Source organism: Denitrificimonas caeni (assembly GCF_027498055.1).
Lineage (GTDB): Bacteria > Pseudomonadota > Gammaproteobacteria > Pseudomonadales > Pseudomonadaceae > Denitrificimonas.
The window spans coordinates 2444540-2462669 of sequence record NZ_CP114976.1 but is presented as its reverse complement, the minus strand read 5'-3'; the positions used below and the strand labels follow the sequence as shown (position 1 = coordinate 2462669).

The window sequence follows — 18130 nt, the reverse complement described above, 5'->3', positions numbered from 1 at the left end:
ACCGGCAAGGAGAACAACATGTCATTTAATATTGGCCTCAGTGGCTTACGCGCCGCCACTAAAGACCTGAACGTTACCGGTAATAATATTGCTAACGCAGGTACTGCTGGCTTTAAACAGTCGCGCGCAGAGTTTTCTGATGTGTATGCGGCATCGGTATTGGGCACCGGTAAAAACCAACAAGGCAGCGGTGTGCTCTTATCGAATGTGTCGCAACTGTTTAATCAGGGCAACATCAACTACACGCAAAACGCCCTTGATCTGGCGATCAATGGTAATGGTTTTTTCCAAGTCAGCAATAATGGTGCTATCAGTTATTCACGTGCCGGTTATTTTGGTACCGACCGTGAAGGCTTTATCGTCGATAACTTTGGCTACAACCTACAAGGTTACGCCACCGATGCTAATGATCAGCTGCAAACGGGACAGATCAGCAACTTGCAAATTAAAACCGCCAGCCAAGATCCTAAGCCGACGAGCAAAATTGAGCAGTCATTTAACCTTAATTCAACCAACAATATACCGGTGAATGCGCCATTTTCTGCCGCGGATCCAACCACCTATAACTCATCGACTTCAACCAATATTTACGACACACAAGGTAATGCCCATACCTTTACCCAGTATTTTGTTAAGACTGGGCCCAATGATTGGAAGATGAATACCCTGATTGATGGGGCGCATCCCCAAGCTGGAAAATCCAACCAAGCGGCCATTGAAGCAGCTCAGGCGGGTGGAGCAACACCGGCCAGCATCTTAGCCTCTGCGCTGGCCTCTTTGGAAAATCCGTCAGACTTTCGTTCAAAAGTGGACGCGGCAGTGGCACCAATGCTAAGCGCAGTGCCAGCGCCGAGCAACGATGATATTGTCGCTGCTATTACGCGGGTGGGAGCGAACACGCCGATTTCCTTGGATATTGGCTTTGACAGTGCCGGTAAAATAAAACCAATTACCGGTATTCCTGCGCCAGGGGGTGCTGTAACTGCTGATGATTTTTGGCAGTTGGGCCAAGATGGCACCATTAATTTGCGCGCCGGCCAGTGGGCGCCAGCAACTTTGAATAATGGTAAGCCGCCGGTACCTGTAGCAAACGGGGCTTTAGCCAGTAACTCTGGGGTGACCTTGGATATGCGCACTGCAACGCAGTTTGCCAGCGCTTTTGCGGTCAATGCGGTTTCACAAGATGGCTATACCACGGGTGAATTGGCGGGCATTGAAATTGACGACACGGGGATGATTTTTGCCCGTTACACCAACGGTCAATCGAAGGTGCAAGGCCAAGTGGTGCTGGCTGATTTCGCCAACGTGCAAGGCTTGACACCTGTGGGTAAAACCCAGTGGGTGCAGTCGCTTTCGTCCGGTGAGCCAGTGCGTAACCCTGGCGGAACCGGTACTTTAGGTGCGATTCAAGCGGGTGCTTTGGAGGACTCTAACGTGGAGTTATCTGATCAACTGGTTAACTTGATTGTGGCGCAGCGTAACTATCAAGCCAACGCAAAAACCATCGAAACCGAGAGTGCGATTACCCAGACGATTATTAACTTGCGTTAATGCTCGCGGGTGGCTAAACACAAAAAAGCGCGCTCTAGTAGGCGCGCTTTTTTGTCGGTGCCAGTTTAACAAATACCGAGCAGAATTCCCCCACTTCTAAAGTGGCGGGTAGTTCATTTACTCAATACGCTTGATGCTGTTAATCACAATGGGATCAGTTGGCACATTTTGGTGCATACCATAGGTGCTGGTTTTTACTTGTGCAATTTGATCAACCACATCCATTCCGCGCACAACCTTAGCAAACACCGCGTAGCCAAAATCACGGCTGCTGTTATTTAAAAAGTCATTGTCGGCATGGTTAATAAAAAACTGCATGGTAGCTGAGTCAGGCGCTTGGGTGCGGGCCATGGCCACAGTGCCACGGTTGTTTTTTAAGCCATTATCCGCCTCGTTTTTAATCGCGGATTTGGTCGCTTTTTGCTGCATGTAACGATCAAAGCCGCCACCTTGAATCATAAAGTTTGAAATGACACGGTGAAAAATCGTCCCGTCATAGCGTTCAGCATCCACATAGTCGAGAAAGTTGTTAACGGTGATCGGGGCTTTTTCTGCTTCCAATTCTAATTCGATTTCACCAAAGCTGGTGTCAATTAGGACGTGGGGATTATCAGCGGCAAATAAATTGCCTGCCATCAAAAGCATGCAGCCGGTTAGGAAAATTTTTTTAAGCATGGGAGCCTCACTTAGTTGATTTAAATAATCAGCTGCGTGCAATGCTGCGATCAGGCTGATTAAAGATTGGGGGGTGTAATGTCGACATCAATTTTAGCGCAAGTTTAGCACGCTGTATTTGGGCAATACATGCCACTGCTTCGGGCTATTGCGCTAGGTCAAGCGCAGTACCTGTGATCAGGCCCGCGACCAGTCAAAACTAAGCACCTGGGCAAGGTTTTTTGCATCGAGAAGGTGCAGTAAAACTCGGTCCAAACCCAATGCAACGCCGGCACAGTCCGGCAGGCCATGCTCAAGAGCAGCGATTAGATTAGCATCATGGGGACGATCAGTGCCTTGCAGCTCATGTTCAAAGCGCTGCAGCTGCTGCTGGGCATCGGTGAGCTCTTGGTAACCGTTGGCCAGTTCCATGCCGTTAAAAAACACTTCAAAGCGCTGTGCTACTTGCACCCCTTGCGCATTGCTGCTGAGCTTGGCCAAGGCCGCTTGCGAGGCGGGAAACTCGTCAATAAATACTAGGGTATTGTGCGCTAAGGCCGGCTCCACTTGGTGGCTCATAATCACATCCAGCCAGCCGTCGCGGTCTAGGTCTAAATCGGCATTGGCCAGAGCTTGACCGCGCTGGGCTATCGCCGCATCACTGCAGTGGTGCACATCCAGCTGAGCATAGTTCTGCAAAGCCTGCGCATAGGTGAGGTGGACAATGGGCAGCTGATTAAAACGCTGCGCCAATAACAGTTGTAGCAGCTCAGCCACTTCATCCATCAGTTGTTTGTGGCTCCAAGCCACGCGATACCATTCCAACATGGTGAATTCAGGGTTATGGCGTTTCCCTGCTTCGCCGGCGCGAAAAACTTTGCAGATTTGGTAGATATCGCCAGAGCCCGCACAGAGCATGCGCTTCATCGCGTACTCAGGGGAGGTGTGCAGCCAGCGTTGTTCGGCTTGCATGGGGGTGATGTTGGGATCGGCCACCGGCGCTTGGCAGAGCAGCGGAGTTTCCACTTCCAGCACCGAGCGACTATAGAAAAACTCACGGATATTGCGGTACAACTGCTGACGCGCGACTAAGGCGCTGTGTGCAGCGCTCGGTGACCAGGTGCTCATGGCTGAGGTGTCCTGCGGGCTAAGTGTGCTGAAATAAATAAGGGAGCCTGTTGAGCTCCCTTATGCTTGCGGCGGATGAAACCTTAAGCGCGGCTGACGTATTCGCCGCTGCGGGTATCAATTTTAAGGGTTTCACCTTCAACAATAAACAACGGCACCCGTACCACCGCGCCAGTGCTGAGTTTGGCTGGCTTGGAGCCGCCTTGTGCGGTGTCGCCTTTTAAACCCGGGTCGGTTTCTACAACTTCTAACTCAACAAAGTTAGGTGCCGCCACAGAGACCACTGCGTCGTTGTAGAGTGTCACTTCGTAGACCACTTGTTCTTTTAGCCATTTGATGGTGTCACCGAGCGCTTCGCTGCTGGCACCGAGCTGTTCGAATGAACCGTCAGTGGCCATAAAGTACCAAAACTCTTCGTCGGTATATAAATATTCCATATCGCGCTCGATAATATCAGCGCTTTCCAAGCTTTCACCGGACTTAAAAGTACGTTCCCAGACCCGTTGCGTGCGGATGCTGCGCAGCTTGACGCGGCTGAATGCTTGGCCTTTGCCGGGCTTAACAAACTCAATATCAATCATGATGCAGGGTTCGTTATCCACCATGACGCGCAGTCCTGGTTTGAATTCGTTGGTAGAATAGTTGGCCATAATGCAATCCTGTCGTTTTTAAGGTCTTATAAAATGCCTAGTGTAGCGCAAACCGAGAAATTTTTTCCTCTAGCGGACTGGGGGCAACTGCTGGCCCAGTCGCTGCGCAGTAGTGATGAGTTATTAGCGGCCTTAGAGCTGCAACCATCGGACTTTGCCGAAGGTTTAAGTCTGGCCAAACAATTTCCGTTATTGGTGCCGCGTCCTTTTGTTCAGCGTATGGCTAAAGGTGATCCACAGGATCCATTATTGTTGCAAGTTTTACCGCTGGCCGCTGAAGATCAGCTGCACCCAGGTTATAGCGCTGATCCGCTGGGCGAGCAAGACACCAATGTGGCAACCGGTATTATCCATAAATATCATGGTCGTGTGCTGTTATTAGCCGCCAGTGGTTGTGCAATCAATTGCAGGTATTGTTTTCGTCGCCATTTTCCCTACAGCGACAACCGTCTAGGTCGTTCGCAGTGGCAGTCGGCCTTGGACTATATTGCTGCCGATAGCAGTATCAGTGAAGTGATTCTCAGTGGTGGCGACCCATTAATGCTGCAAGATGCGCATTTGGCCGACTTGGTTGAGCAGCTTGCGCAGATTCCCCATGTGCAGCGTTTGCGTGTGCACTCGCGCTTACCGGTGGTGATTGCTGAGCGCCTGACTGATCAGCTGATTGAGCTATTAACCCGCACCCGTTTGCGCAGCAGCTTAGTGCTGCACGTCAATCACCCACAAGAGCTGTCACCACTGCATGCCCAGCGCTTAGCAATGATGCGTCAAGCAGGCATCACGCTGCTCAATCAAACAGTACTGCTCAAAGGCGTTAATGACAGTGCTGAGGTGCTGATTGAACTCAGTGAGAAGCTGTTTAATCACCATCTGCTGCCGTATTACTTGCATGTTTTGGATCGGGTGCAAGGTGCGCAGCATTTTGATGTGAGCAGTGCTGAGGCCTATACCTTGTACCAGCAGATGCTGGCGCGCCTACCGGGTTATTTGGTGCCCAAGTTAGTCCGTGAAGAAGCGGGGCAGCCGCATAAAACGCCTTTACATGCTTTTTAGCGTGAAGGCTGGATAATTCCACCGCAAGTAGAGCGCGGCTTGCTACACTGAGCGTTGCATTTATTAAGGTTAGAAAATTTTTGTGAGTACACCAACTGATTTTGCCAGCTTGCCGTTACCGGCAGCGTTATTAACCAACTTAGCTGATCTTGGCTACAGCAGCATGACTGCGATTCAGGCGCAAAGCTTGCCGGTGATTTTAAAAGGACTAGATGTGATTGCCCAAGCAAAAACCGGTAGCGGTAAAACTGCTGCATTTGGCGTTGGAATCTTATCCCCACTGAATCCGCGTTACTTCGGTTGTCAGGCTTTAGTGTTGTGTCCAACCCGTGAGTTGGCTGACCAAGTTGCCAAAGAAATCCGCCGTTTGGCCCGGGCTGAAGGCAACATTAAAGTGCTGACGCTGTGTGGCGGCGTACCTTTTGGCCCGCAAGTTGGCTCGCTGGAGCATGGTGTGCACATCGTTGTGGGTACCCCCGGACGTGTTTTGGAGCATGCCCGCAAAGGCACATTGGATTTATCCGGTTTGAATACGCTGGTTTTAGACGAAGCTGACCGCATGCTGGATATGGGCTTTTATGACAGCATTGCTGACATTGTTGAGTTCACTCCGAAGCGTCGTCAGACGTTGTTATTCTCTGCGACCTTTCCTGAAGGTATTCAGCAGCTGGCCGCGAACTTTTTACGTGATCCGCAGCATATTAAAGCGGATGTTGAGCACGCTGAGCATCAAATTGAGCAGCATTTTTACGAGATTACTCCTGAGCAGCGCGAAGCTGCGGTGGAGCGTATTTTGCGCCATTACCGCCCCGATGCTTGTGTGGCTTTTTGCTTTACTAAGCAGCAAACCCAAGATCTAGCGGATTACCTCAATAGCGAGAAAATCTCAGCGTTGGCGTTGCACGGTGATTTAGAACAGCGTGAGCGTGATCAGGTTTTAGCGCTGTTTAGCAATCGCAGTTGCAGTGTGTTGGTGGCTACCGATGTGGCGGCGCGCGGCTTAGATATTGATGCGTTGCCGATGGTGATTAACGTTGAGCTGGCCCGTGATCCGGAAATTCATACGCACCGTATTGGCCGTACCGGTCGTGCTGGGGCGAAGGGGATTGCCATTAGCTTAGTCGCGCCGAAAGAAGGCAACCGTGCCAGCGCGATTGAAGAGCAGTTGAGAAAGCCGCTGCACTGGCATGCACTCAATGGCTTAAAAGAATCCGATGGCCAGCCTTTATTGCCCGCCATGGCGACTTTATGTATTTCTGCTGGCCGTAAAGACAAGTTGCGTCCCGGTGATATTTTGGGTGCTTTGACCGGTATTGGCGGTTTAACTGGCACGCAGGTGGGCAAGATTTCGATTTTTGATCATCAAGCCTTTGTTGCTGTGGAGCGTTTGCTGGCGCGACAAACACAGCAGCGTTTAGAGGCCGGTAAGATTAAAGGCCGCAGCTTAAAGGTGCGTGTACTTTAAGTTTTGGGTGTGTGCGGTGGCTTAGCTGTTACGCAGTGGTGTGAGTAAATCACTGAGGCCGTTATGGTCAATTTCATGCATCAGTTCGAGTAAGCGGCCTAAATCGCTGTTGGGAAACCCTTCGCGGGCAAACCAGTTTAGGTATTGTCCGGGGAGGTCGGCGATTAGGCGGCCTTGGTATTTGCCAAAGGGCATTGGCGTGGTCACGAGGCGTTGTAGGTCTTTGGCTTGCATGGGCTTTTACTAGAGAATGATGGCTGGGCTGCTATAGTCGCAAATATTGCTGCGTTGTGCATGTGTGGAAAGAGCGGGCTGTAAATTCGGTATGCTCATGACTTATCTTTTAATTGCGTGAGAGGATTTCAATGATTGTAAAAGGTTTGCGTAATGGTTTGGGCCAGTTAATTATTTTTGCAGACTGGTTGACGCGCCCTAAAGCGCAGCAGCGTACTGCAGAAAAACAAGCAGAAGTGGATGCGGCGGCTAAAAGTTTGGCGCTGTATCAGTTTAATGCGTGCCCATTTTGCGTGAAAGTGCGCCGTGCGATGCATGCTTTAAATGTGAAAATTGAATTGCGTGATGCAAAAAATAATCAGCAGTTTCGGCAGGAGCTTGAGCACGAAGGTGGCCGTATTAAAGTGCCTTGCTTGCGTATTGAGGAAGCGGGTGAAGTGCGTTGGATGTATGAGTCCAATGATATTATTGCTTACTTGCAAGAGCGTTTTGCTTAAGTTTGAGTTTGCTGCGCGCTCCGTGTTTGCCGTACTTCAGGGTGCTGGTAATTAGGGTGCATGCCGTACTTCAGGGTTGGTGTTTATCCGTCGATGAACCCGTCCTGGGTTCAACTCCGGCGCTGCGCCATCCTTGGCTGCGCTTATCCACCAACCTGAAATACTCGTTGACCCGCGGCGCTGTTAGAACTATTTGCATAGGGCTCATCTTTTCCTGAAAGTTTTATAAGTTAGAGTGCTGGTAATTAGGGTGCATGCCGTACTTCAGGGTTGGTGTTTATCCGTCGATGAACCCGTCCTGGGTTCAACTCCGGCGCTGCGCCATCCTTGGCTGCGCTCGTCACACCAACCCTGAAATACTCGTTGACCCGCGGCGCTGTTGGCGCTATTTGCATAGGGCTCATCTTTTCCTGAAAGTTTTATAAGTTAGAGTGCTGGTAATTAGGGTGCATACCGTACTTCAGGGTTGGTGTTTATCCGTCGATGAACCCGTCCTGGGTTCAACTCCGGCGCTGCGCCATCCTTGGCTGCGCTCGTCACACCAACCCTGAAATACTCGTTGACCTGCGGCGCTGTTGGCACTATTTGCATAGGGCTCATCTTTTTTTGCAGGGTTTAAAGCTAAGTCTCACAGGATGCGCCTTACTTGTTGTGAGTCAGCTCTTATAGAAGACTGGCAGGCCATGCCGATGATCAATGCGTAGCGTGCGGGTGCTGTGGCAAGCGGAGCCATGGTTGGTGTAGCGCCCGAATCGAGCCAGGAAGGCTCGTGGAGGGGTTGCACGGTACGGCATACACACCTTCTGCTCAGCTCTTACAAAAGTGTCGCTAAATCAACTTGATCACTGCGCTGAATGTTTTTTGTCAAGGTGCGGCACAGGTTTAGAAACTCACTCATAGCATCACTGTGAAACTTATGTTTATGCCAAATAAAGGTGAATTGACGGGTCAGGTTTAGTTCAGGCGTTTCAAGGGCCACTAAAGTGCCGCGGCGAAAAGCATCCCGTAGTGCAAGACGGGAAATACAGCCAATGCCCAAGCCAGATTCCACCGCGCGCTTAATCCCCTCGGTATGCTCTAGCTCCAAACGAATATGCACCGGACGCTGATGATGTTGAAAGGCCCGCTCAAAGGCCAAACGCGTACCAGAGCCTTGCTCACGAACAATCCAGGCCTCATTCGCCAGTTCCGCTAAGCTCGCCCGCCCTTGCTGCGCGAGTGGATGTTGCGGCGCGCAAAAAACCACTAATTCATCAGCCACCCAAGGTTCCGCAACAATATCGTTGTCTTGGTAGTAGCCCTCAATCAGACCTAAATCAAGCTGGTAATTGGCAATTTGCTGCACAATTTGCGCAGTATTATGCACATGCAAACGCACCTTGCAGCTTGGGTAGAGTTGCATAAAGTGCCCGATAAGCAGCGTTGCCAAATAGTTACCAATGGTCATGGTCGCGCCCACCGATAACGATCCAAAACCATGATTGTCGGTTAAGAGGCTTTCTAGCGCCTGCGCTTGCTCAAGCAGAGCTAAAGCCCGAGGCAATAGCTCCAGACCTAAAGCATTGATAATTAAACGCTTACCGGCGCGGTCAAATAACAAGCAGTCGTAGCTGCGCTCAAGTTCTTTAAGTGAGGTGCTGGCTGCCGACTGTGACATCGCCAGCTGATCTGCTGCTTGCGAGACACTTTGATGCTGAGCAATGCAGGTAAAGACCTGTAATTGACGAAGCGTGAGGCGCATATCTATTTTCTCAATATGATTAATACATATTAACAATTTAACAGATTAGTGTTTTCAACATACACTCTAATCAATCTTTATTTTCGCAGGAGCGTGTTATGAGCAAATTGAATGTGGAGCAGGTTTTAAGCGTTCATCACTGGAATGACAGCCTGTTTAGTTTTAAGACGACCCGCAGCCCAGGTCTGCGTTTTGAAAATGGCCAGTTCGTGATGATTGGCCTTGAAGTGGAAGGTCGCCCGCTGATGCGTGCCTATTCAATTGTCAGTCCAAACTATGAAGATCATTTAGAGTTTTTTAGCATTAAAGTGCCAGATGGTCCCCTAACATCACGCCTGCAACACTTAAAAACTGGCGACAGCGTTAACGTCAGTAAAAAACCAACGGGGACCCTGTTGCTCAGCGACTTACTGCCGGGTAAAAACCTGTATCTGCTGAGTACCGGCACAGGTTTAGCGCCTTTTATGAGTGTGATTCAAGATCCGGAAACCTACGAGCGCTTTGAAAAGGTTATTTTAGTGCACGGTGTTCGTCATGTCAGTGATGTGGCTTACAGTGACTTTATTACTGATAACTTGCCGCAGAATGAATACTTTGGTGAGCAGTTGCGCGATAAGCTCATTTATTACCCAACGGTGACGCGGGAGCCTTTCCGTAACCAAGGGCGAATTACCGAATTAATGCGCAGTGGCAAATTATTTTCCGATATAGGTTTGCCGCCGATCAATCCTGAGCACGACCGCGCCATGATTTGTGGTGGGCCTGAAATGTTGGAAGACACCAGTGCCATGCTCAATGAGTTTGGTTTAAAGGTCTCACCGCGCTTAGGGGTTGCTGCGGACTATGTAATTGAGCGAGCCTTTGTTGAGAAGTAGTGCTGATTGGTTGCAATAAACCTACTGCGCTAAGAAAAATACCGCTTTTGCAATTTGCTGCAAAGCGGTATTTTGCCTTATGAGTCGTGCTTGTTTAGCGCAGCAGCTGAAAAACCTTTTTCGCCACATCGCCGGCAGCCTGCGCTGGGTCTTGGCGAATACTGGCTTCTTGCTCGGCCATAATAGTAAATAAGCCATCCAGTGCTTGTTCTGCCACATAGTTTTCAATGGAAGCATTTTTGGCGTCAATCACACCAAAATTTACTGCTTGCCCAGCAAACTCATTGTATTGCTGAGCTAAGCCAGAAGATTGCGTGGCTTGGGTAATTATCGGCAGGAAACGACTGCGCAGTTGCTCACGGCTGCTGCGATCAAGGTAGGCGGTTGCTGAGTCGTTCGGGCCTGCTAAGATGCCTTTGGCATCGCTGATGGTCATTTTTTTAATTGCATCAAGCAATAATGCCTGAGCTTCGGGCATGGCTTGTTCGGCAGCTTGGTTCATGCTGTTTTCTAAGGCCGTCACTTGCTTGCCCTGACCCAGCATTTTCATGGCACGGGCTGCTTTGCCTAAGTTACCGGGTAGGCCAATATGTACATTAGGATTATTGCTAAAACCGCCGGGTTGACTGAGTTGAGCAACCGCAATTTGGGTGCTTTGCTCCAGCATGCTTTTGAGGCCTTCACCGGTTGGATTTTGCTGTAGATCGCTGAGTGAAAAGGCGCTAACTTGCGCGGCAAACACTAAACCAATCAGTCCGAAAATATAGGCGCGCATAATAAATCCCCTTACTGTGGCGTTTAAATGGCTTGTTGTAGAGCCTGCTCGGGAAGTAATGCTGCCGCTTCTCGATCCAGTACTATGGTGAAGTTAGGGTGCTGTTTGAGGGCGGATGCGGGTAATGTTTCATCAATCGCGCTGGTAAATAATTGCGCCATGATTTCTGCTTTATTGTTGCCGGTAGCAACTAAAATAATTTCTTTAGCTTCAAGAATATCTTGAATCCCCAGAGTTAAAGCGTGGGTGGGGACTTCACTTTGATCGGTAAAGAAGCGGCCATTATCAATGCGTGTTTGTTCCGACAGCTCAACCACATGGGTGCGGCTATTAAAGCAGGTGAGAGGCTCATTAAAGCCAATATGACCATTAGAGCCAATACCTAAAAGCTGCAAGTCCAATCCGCCTAGTGCTTGAATGGCGTTGGAGTACGTTTGGCAAGCAGTCTCAATATCAGTGGTGAGCCCGTCGGGTAGATGCACGTTTTGTGCTGGAATATTCAGCTTATTAAACAGGTGTTGATACATATAATAGTTATAACTTTGCGGGTGCTCAGCGCTGAGACCAATGTATTCATCGAGATTAAAGGTAGTCAGCTTAGATAGGTCAACTGGTGATTGTTGCAGGTACTGCAATAGTTGCGCGTAAACAGGCTCCATGGTGCTGCCGGTGGCGAGACCTAAAGCGGCAGCGGGCAAGGCTTTAATTTTATCGAGTAAGCGTTGCGCTGTGTAGCGTGACACTTCGTCTACCGTTTCAAAAATTTTATACATGGGTCAATATCTTCATCTGGAAATAGGTATAGAGCACTTAATTATTGTAATTATAACCTTGTCTGTAGTGCGATATATAGGAAAACTCTTGGGCTTAAGTTATCTGTAGCCCTGCGCTTGGCGGGAATCGGAAGTTTAAAGTACAGGGCGCTCAGAGAGCTACGCCATAAACTCATTATTTCTAAGACCACGCCAGTATCGTTATGTTCTATGCTTTGCGTACAACAGCATGACGAAACTCTCCTGGGGTTTGTTGAGCCCAGCGTTTAAAAGCACGTTGAAAAGCCTCTGGAGAAGAGAATCCCAACAACCAGGATATTTCGCTAAAGGTTAAATCTGTATCGCGAATGTAACTGCTGGCTAAATCAAATCGCGTGTCATTGACCAACTGGCGAAACTGTGTGCCCTGTGCAGCCAGTCTGCGTCGTAGCGTCCACGCTGGCAGTTGCAGTTTCTGCGCAACTTGATCGATGCTCGGCTCGCCCTGTTTAAGTAGAGGAGCTAGGAGCTGTGCGACCTGTTCGACTAGGCTGTAGCTGCGGGTTTTCAGTGCCAGTTGTTCCTCGCATAATTCCAGTAGCGCATGCCAAGTGCTGGAGCAGTGCTGTGGGTTACTCAGGGCTAGGCTTGATTGGTTAAAGCGAATGCGGTTATGTTCGGCGTTAAACTCTACTGGGCAGTCTAAATACTGCTGGAAAACCGCTGCGTAGCTTGGCTCGGGATACTCTATCTGCAGTAAGTCGATGTCTATGTGGCTTTGACACACTTGCCGCAAATGACTGATCCAACCGAGCAATACTGACTCCACCACAAAGCGGTTATAGGCGTTATAGGGGGCTATAGAATAAAAACTAAACCAAGCGCCTTCGCTGTCCTCAATAAATTGGCTGGCGCCACGATAGTTTTGGGCATATAACGGCTCAAAGCGACTAATACAGCGTGCTGCAGCGCGTAGTGTGGGGGCTTGGGCTGCTGTGACGCCGGCTAAACCTAAGTGGTGCAGTGCGCTTTTGTCGCCAATCACTAAACCCAGCGCAGGGTTGCCGGTAAGTTGCGTAGCAGCATGGCCTAAGCGCATATAGCGCGGAATCGATAAGCGCGCATGGGGTTCAGCTAAACGCTCAGGGCTGAGCTCGAACCGCTCCAGTAGTTGTGCGGCGCAATGCTGGTGCTGCTCAATGGCAGCTGCGATGCTGTGTACAAAGCCCATGGATAAATCACCTAAGCGCATGCTGGGGCGTGTTGTTTTCATATTGTGGGTGGCTTTTGTTTAAATCGGGTGTTTATTATAGTCATAAAACTGTTCGTTTGGGTCATTGAGAAGGCCTGCAGAGCTGTTTATTGTGTTAAGCAATATTTGACTGGTCACTGCCTGTATTGTGCATAAGAAAAACCAGCAATCCGTGTTTGTACCTGTTTTGGAGAGTCTTGATGTCAAATCCACATTATCCGCATTTAATGGCACCCCTTGATCTTGGGTTTACCACGCTGAAAAACCGTGTATTGATGGGATCGATGCACACCGGTCTGGAAGAGCGTCCGAATGGTTTTGAGCGCATGGCTGCATACTTTGCTGAGCGTGCGCGCGGCGGTGTAGGTCTTATGGTAACGGGCGGCATTGGCCCTAACGAGGAAGGCAGTGTTTATGCCGGTGCAGCCAAGTTGAGCACCCCTGAAGAGGCGCAAAAGCATAAAATTGTTACCGCTGCAGTGCACGCGGCAGGCGGAAAGATTTGTATGCAAATTTTGCATGCGGGACGTTATGCTTATAGCCCCAAGTCTGTAGCGCCCAGTGCGATTCAAGCGCCGATTAACCCTTTCAAACCCAAGGAGCTGGATGAAGAAGGCATCGAGCAGCAGATCCAAGACTTTGTCAATTGCGCGGTCTTAGCTAAGTCTGCCAATTATGATGGCGTCGAAATTATGGGTTCGGAAGGTTATTTAATTAACCAGTTTTTGGTCATGCATACCAACAAGCGCACTGATCAGTGGGGCGGCAGCTACGAGAACCGCATGCGTTTTGCGCTAGAAATTATGCGCCGTGTGCGTGCAGCAGTCGGTGCTGACTTTATTATTATTTTCCGTTTGTCGATGCTTGATTTAATGGAGAATGGCAGCAGCTGGGAAGAAGTGGTTGAGCTCGCTAAAGCTCTGGAAGCTGCAGGTGCAACCATTCTCAATACCGGTATTGGTTGGCATGAAGCACGTATTCCCACCATCGTCACTAAAGTGCCCCGTGGTGCTTTTGCCAAAGTGACAGCGAAATTGCGCGGTGAGGTTTCGATTCCGTTGGTGGCCACTAACCGGATTAATACCCCAGAAGTAGCTGAGCAAATTCTGGCAGAAAATGACGCAGATATGATCTCCATGGCTCGTCCATTCTTGGCTGACCCTGAGTTTGTGAATAAAGCCGCAGCCGGTAAAGCAGATGAAATCAATACCTGTATTGGTTGTAACCAAGCCTGCTTGGACCACACTTTCAGCGGCAAGCTAACCTCGTGCTTGGTGAACCCGCGCGCCTGCCATGAAACAGAATTGAATTATATTCCCACCACCGCGGTGAAAAAGATTGCCGTGGTCGGCGCTGGCCCTGCTGGTTTGGCGGCAGCAACAGTGGCAGCGGAGCGTGGTCATGAGGTGACTTTATTTGATTCGGCAGAAGAAATTGGCGGGCAGTTTAATGTTGCCAAGCTGATTCCAGGCAAAGAAGAGTTCTATGAAACCTTGCGTTACTTCCAGCAGAAACTGCAAGCTACCAAGGTCAACGTTAAGCTTGGCCAGCGGGTGAATGCGCAAGAACTGCTAGCGCAAGGCTTCGATGAAGTTATTTTGGCTACAGGTATTGTCCCACGTGTACCGGAAATCCCTGGAATTGACCATCCAAAAGTAATGGGCTATCTGGATGCTATTTTAGGACGTAAGCCGGTTGGCGATAAGGTTGCAGTTATTGGCGCGGGTGGCATTGGCTTTGATGTGTCTGAACTACTGACTCACAGTGGTGCGAGCACCAGCTTAGATACTGATGCTTTCTGGAAAGAGTGGGGCATTGATTTAGGTTTGGAAGCCCGCGGTGGGATTGCTGGGGTGCAACCGCAGCCTGCAGCAGCAGCGCGTCAAGTGTATTTGTTGCAGCGTAAAAAGAGCAAAGTGGGGGCGGGACTGGGTAAAACCTCTGGTTGGGTGCACCGCGCTGGCCTCAGAACTAAACAAGTGGAGATGATCCCAAGTGTTGAGTATCTGCGTGTGGACGATGCAGGTCTGCATATTAGCGTGGCCGGTGGTGAGCCGCAGGTATTGCCGGTGGATAATGTGATTTTATGTGCAGGGCAAACCCCTTTACGTGAATTACAAGCAGAGTTGGAAGCCGCAGGGGTGACAGTGCACTTGGTTGGCGGTGCGGATGTGGCTGCTGAGCTGGATGCCAAGCGTGCCATTGACCAAGGTTCGCGAGTTGCTGCTGCGGTGTAAAATACCGCGTCAGAGACAGAAAACAGCGCTGTAGGGGTGACCCGCAGCGCTGTTTTTATTTCAGCGCGATATTTATGCGCTGCTGTGAAAGCAGGGGTGCTCAATAAAAACTGCAGAGAAACCTTAAAGTGCTGTTTGGATCGGGTAAACTTGTGTTTTTCAGCAAATAGAATCTTTCATCATTAATGAGAGATGGCTCATATATTGAGCGCTAAGCGGCGCCAATGGATGAGGCAGAAAGCACTAGGAGCGCGCGATGCACAGCCCGCAGCTGGTTTATATTATGGATCCGATGTGCTCATGGTGCTGGGGGTTTGCCCCAGTCATGCAGCAGTTACTTGAGCAGGCGCAAGCGGCAGGGGTGGCAACAACCTTGCGCGTCGGCGGCTTACGTACCGGTGAGCAAGCGGTATTGGATGAACAAAAACGCACCTACATCTTGCGACATTGGCGCGCCGTGGCTGAAGCTACAGGCCAGCCATTTAACTTTACTGATGCCTTGCCCAGTGGCTTTTTATACGACACAGAGCCAGCTTGCCGTGCTCTTGTAGTGGCTCGAGAGCTCGACGCAAGCCTTTTGTTTGATTTTTTAGCACGCTTACAGCAGGCCTTTTATCAAGGTGGGCAAGATATTACCCGGGCGGTAGTTTTGCGAGAAATTGCTGCGCAAGCAGGGTATAGGCCAGAAGCTTTTGCTCAAGGTCTTGATGCAGCAGATACGCATGTGGCGCTACAAACAGAGTTTGCCTGGGTGCAAAACTTAGCAGTGAGAGGGTTTCCCACTGTGTTAGCCCAGCATCAGCAACAGTATGCCTTGCTCACGAACGGCTATCAGCCATATTCGGCGCTGCAACCCTTACTCGAACGCTGGATTGCCACCAATGTTGGCACCTGATCAAATCAGCTGGGCACAGATTCGTCGCTTAGCTGTACAGCATAAACGCAGTTTAATTCTGGCTAACCTGCTCGCGGTGCTGGCTACTTTATGCAGCGTACCCATTCCTTTGTTATTGCCACTGCTGGTGGATGAGGTGCTGTTGGGACAGGGCGGTGAAGCGTTAGAGATCATGAATTATATGCTGCCCAGTATTTGGCAGCAGGCAGTGGGCTATATCGGCTTTATGCTGGTGTTAACCTTTGTGCTCCGAATGGGCTCGTTATTGTTTAATGTGGGGCAAAGTAAAATGTTCACCCATCTGTCCAAGGATGTGGTGTATCAAATTAGAGAGCGTTTGCTGGCTCGCTTGCAGCGCATCTCGCTCAGTGAGTATGAAAGCTTGGGCAGCGGCACAGTAGCCACCCATATGGTGACTGATCTCGAAACCTTGGATAAGTTTATTGGCGAAACCCTCAGCCGCTTTTTAGTGTCTTTATTGACCTTAATCGGGGCCGCAGGGGTGCTGCTGTGGATGAATTGGCAGTTGGCTTTATTGATTTTGTTGCTCAATCCTTTGGTGGTGTTTTTTACCATTAAGCTGGGTAAGCGCGTCAAACATTTAAAAAAGCTGGAAAATGATAGCACTGCAGTCTTTACCCAAACCCTAAATGAAACCCTCGATGCTATTCAAGAAGTGCGGGTGGGCAATCATCAGGGGTTCTTTTTTCAGCGCTTATTGGAGCGCGCACGGCAGGTGCGTGATCGGGCGATCACGTCACAGTGGAAAACCGATATTGCCGCGCGAGCCAGTGGTCTCTTGTTCCAGTACGGAATTGATATTTTTCGTGCGGTAGCAATGCTAACGGTGTTGTTTTCGGATTTATCCATTGGCCAGATGCTCGCGGTTTTTAGTTACTTGTGGTTTATGATCGGGCCAATCGAGCAATTACTGAACCTGCAGTATGCGTTTTATGCTGCCGATGGGGCGATGGTGCGTATTAATCAATTGCTGGAGCGTCAAGACGAGGTGGATTATCCGGCGCGGAAAGATCCTTTCGCTGGTCAGAAAACTGTGCCCATTAGCGTTGATGAACTGTATTTTGCTTATGGGCAAGAGCAAGTGCTGGCGGGTTTAAGCTTTGATATTGCCGCTGGAGAAAAAGTTGCTATTGTTGGCGCCAGTGGTGGTGGCAAAAGTACCCTAGTGCAGCTGTTACTTGGTTTATATAGTGCACAGTCAGGGTGCATACGTTATGCCGATGCCACCTTGCAAGAAGTGGGATTGGCTGGGGTACGTGAGCATACCGCGGTAGTGTTGCAGGCTCCGGCGTTATTTAACGACACTTTACGGGCGAACCTAAATATGGGGCGCGCCACAACCGATGCAGCTTGCTGGCAGGCTTTGGAGGTTGCTCAGTTGGCTGCGACCGTGCGCGCCTTGCCAGACGGATTGGACAGTATTATTGGTCGTGCTGGCGTGCGTTTGTCCGGTGGACAGCGGCAGCGTTTGGCTATTGCGCGGATGGTGCTCAGTGACCCTAAGATCGTTATTTTAGATGAGGCAACATCGGCGCTTGATAGCGCCACTGAATTTGCTGTGCATCAAGCGTTAAATACTTTTTTAGCTGGCCGCACAACCTTAATCATTGCGCACCGTTTAAGTGCAGTGCGGCAGGCGGATCGTGTATTAGTACTGGCCGATGGCCGAGTGGCTGAGAGTGGTACGCATCAGCAGCTGATTGCCAAAGATGGCTTGTATGCTCAACTGTACGGCACGCTCCAATGTTAACTCTGATAAGCCGGTTACATTGCAGTGCAGAATGAGTAATTTGCGTAAATATAAAATAGTTTTGATTACCAGCTTGACAGCAAGTCTTAATTTTCCTATTATACGCCCCGTCCACCAAATGGGGCTATAGCTCAGCTGGGAGAGCGCTTGCATGGCATGCAAGAGGTCAACGGTTCGATCCCGTTTAGCTCCACCACTTTCTTATTCAATTGAAAGTGGCATAACATGAATGTTGTTATGTTTAGAAGGTTTCGTCCCCTTCGTCTAGTGGCCTAGGACACCGCCCTTTCACGGCGGTAACAGGGGTTCGAGTCCCCTAGGGGACGCCATATTCTTAGAGCCAATACTCTGAAATGTAATACCAACTGACACCCAGTCAGTCATGTGAAAAGTTACATCATAGTGCAGTAACGGCTTAAATCGTTCAGCTCAATACAACACTAACAGGCATTTAACTGTGCTTGTTCTCGAAGGTTTTGTCCCCTTCGTCTAGTGGCCTAGGACACCGCCCTTTCACGGCGGTAACAGGGGTTCGAGTCCCCTAGGGGACGCCATCTTTTAAGAGTTAATCTTAAAGCAAAAAAAACCAGCTAAAAGCTG

Annotated in this window: 16 protein-coding genes and 3 tRNA genes; 11 read left to right on the top strand and 8 right to left on the bottom strand. The window is 49.8% G+C overall.

What is annotated here, in order from left to right:
• The first annotated feature begins 18 nt into the window (after positions 1-18).
• Complete coding sequence (locus O6P33_RS11470) at positions 19-1551, top strand: flagellar hook protein FlgE (protein ID WP_269817910.1); 1533 nt, start codon at positions 19-21, stop codon at positions 1549-1551.
• A gap of 117 nt (positions 1552-1668) precedes the next feature.
• On the opposite strand, the gene O6P33_RS11465 is transcribed toward O6P33_RS11470, so the two are convergent.
• The 3 genes from O6P33_RS11465 to efp form a co-directional block, all read right to left on the bottom strand.
• The gene (locus O6P33_RS11465; protein WP_269817909.1) at positions 1669-2226 is read right to left on the bottom strand and encodes a peptidylprolyl isomerase; all 558 of its coding nucleotides are present in this window, start codon (positions 2224-2226) and stop codon (positions 1669-1671) included.
• A 177-nt stretch (positions 2227-2403) separates the two neighbouring features.
• A complete protein-coding gene (gene epmA / locus O6P33_RS11460) occupies positions 2404-3333 on the bottom strand; it encodes an EF-P lysine aminoacylase EpmA (RefSeq protein ID WP_269817908.1) in 930 nt (309 codons plus the stop codon).
• An 83-nt stretch (positions 3334-3416) separates the two neighbouring features.
• Positions 3417-3983 carry an elongation factor P gene (gene efp, locus O6P33_RS11455; protein WP_269817907.1) on the bottom strand — a complete coding sequence of 189 codons (567 nt, stop codon included), beginning with the start codon at positions 3981-3983 and terminating at the stop codon, positions 3417-3419.
• Between the two features lie 33 nt (positions 3984-4016).
• Here efp and epmB point away from each other — a divergent pair, with 33 nt between their 5' ends.
• A complete protein-coding gene (epmB, locus tag O6P33_RS11450) occupies positions 4017-5036 on the top strand; it encodes an EF-P beta-lysylation protein EpmB (RefSeq protein WP_269817906.1) in 1020 nt (339 codons plus the stop codon).
• An 82-nt stretch (positions 5037-5118) separates the two neighbouring features.
• A complete protein-coding gene (gene dbpA / locus O6P33_RS11445; RefSeq protein ID WP_269817905.1) occupies positions 5119-6501 on the top strand; it encodes an ATP-dependent RNA helicase DbpA in 1383 nt (460 codons plus the stop codon).
• A gap of 21 nt (positions 6502-6522) precedes the next feature.
• Here dbpA and O6P33_RS11440 read toward each other — a convergent pair whose 3' ends face one another.
• Positions 6523-6735 carry a DUF3820 family protein gene (locus tag O6P33_RS11440; RefSeq protein ID WP_269817904.1) on the bottom strand — a complete coding sequence of 71 codons (213 nt, stop codon included), beginning with the start codon at positions 6733-6735 and terminating at the stop codon, positions 6523-6525.
• A 131-nt stretch (positions 6736-6866) separates the two neighbouring features.
• Between O6P33_RS11440 and O6P33_RS11435 the strand changes: the two genes are divergently transcribed.
• Positions 6867-7232 (top strand): glutaredoxin domain-containing protein, encoded by a 366-nt coding sequence (locus tag O6P33_RS11435; RefSeq protein WP_269817903.1) that lies wholly within the window; start codon positions 6867-6869, stop codon positions 7230-7232.
• Positions 7233-8046: 814 nt separating this feature from the next.
• On the opposite strand, the gene O6P33_RS11430 is transcribed toward O6P33_RS11435, so the two are convergent.
• The gene (locus tag O6P33_RS11430) at positions 8047-8973 is read right to left on the bottom strand and encodes a LysR family transcriptional regulator (RefSeq protein ID WP_269817902.1); all 927 of its coding nucleotides are present in this window, start codon (positions 8971-8973) and stop codon (positions 8047-8049) included.
• A 98-nt stretch (positions 8974-9071) separates the two neighbouring features.
• On the opposite strand from O6P33_RS11430, the gene O6P33_RS11425 reads away from it, so the two are divergent.
• A complete protein-coding gene (locus tag O6P33_RS11425) occupies positions 9072-9848 on the top strand; it encodes a ferredoxin--NADP reductase (protein ID WP_269817901.1) in 777 nt (258 codons plus the stop codon).
• A gap of 94 nt (positions 9849-9942) precedes the next feature.
• Here O6P33_RS11425 and O6P33_RS11420 read toward each other — a convergent pair whose 3' ends face one another.
• The 3 genes from O6P33_RS11420 to O6P33_RS11410 form a co-directional block, all read right to left on the bottom strand.
• Positions 9943-10623, bottom strand: a complete 681-nt coding sequence (locus tag O6P33_RS11420; RefSeq protein ID WP_269817900.1) for a DUF4197 domain-containing protein — start codon at positions 10621-10623, stop codon at positions 9943-9945.
• 23 nt (positions 10624-10646) lie between these two features.
• Positions 10647-11396, bottom strand: coding sequence for a glucosamine-6-phosphate deaminase (gene nagB, locus O6P33_RS11415; protein ID WP_269817899.1), 750 nt, complete (start codon positions 11394-11396; stop codon positions 10647-10649).
• A gap of 208 nt (positions 11397-11604) precedes the next feature.
• Complete coding sequence (locus tag O6P33_RS11410) at positions 11605-12648, bottom strand: AraC family transcriptional regulator (protein WP_269817898.1); 1044 nt, start codon at positions 12646-12648, stop codon at positions 11605-11607.
• A gap of 179 nt (positions 12649-12827) precedes the next feature.
• On the opposite strand from O6P33_RS11410, the gene O6P33_RS11405 reads away from it, so the two are divergent.
• From O6P33_RS11405 to O6P33_RS11380, 6 genes are all read left to right on the top strand, one after another.
• On the top strand, positions 12828-14864 hold the full coding sequence (locus O6P33_RS11405) for an NADPH-dependent 2,4-dienoyl-CoA reductase (RefSeq protein WP_269817897.1): 2037 nt from the start codon (positions 12828-12830) through the stop codon (positions 14862-14864).
• A 256-nt stretch (positions 14865-15120) separates the two neighbouring features.
• Positions 15121-15759 (top strand): DsbA family protein, encoded by a 639-nt coding sequence (locus O6P33_RS11400; RefSeq protein ID WP_269817896.1) that lies wholly within the window; start codon positions 15121-15123, stop codon positions 15757-15759.
• Positions 15746-17530, top strand: a complete 1785-nt coding sequence (locus O6P33_RS11395) for an ABC transporter ATP-binding protein (protein WP_269817895.1) — start codon at positions 15746-15748, stop codon at positions 17528-17530. The genes O6P33_RS11400 and O6P33_RS11395 overlap by 14 nt, the downstream gene beginning before the upstream one ends.
• Positions 17531-17650: 120 nt before the next feature.
• Positions 17651-17726, top strand: a tRNA-Ala gene (locus O6P33_RS11390).
• A gap of 57 nt (positions 17727-17783) precedes the next feature.
• Positions 17784-17859 (top strand) — tRNA-Glu (locus tag O6P33_RS11385).
• Between the two features lie 149 nt (positions 17860-18008).
• A tRNA-Glu gene (locus O6P33_RS11380) sits at positions 18009-18084 on the top strand.
• The last annotated feature ends 46 nt before the right edge of the window (positions 18085-18130 follow it).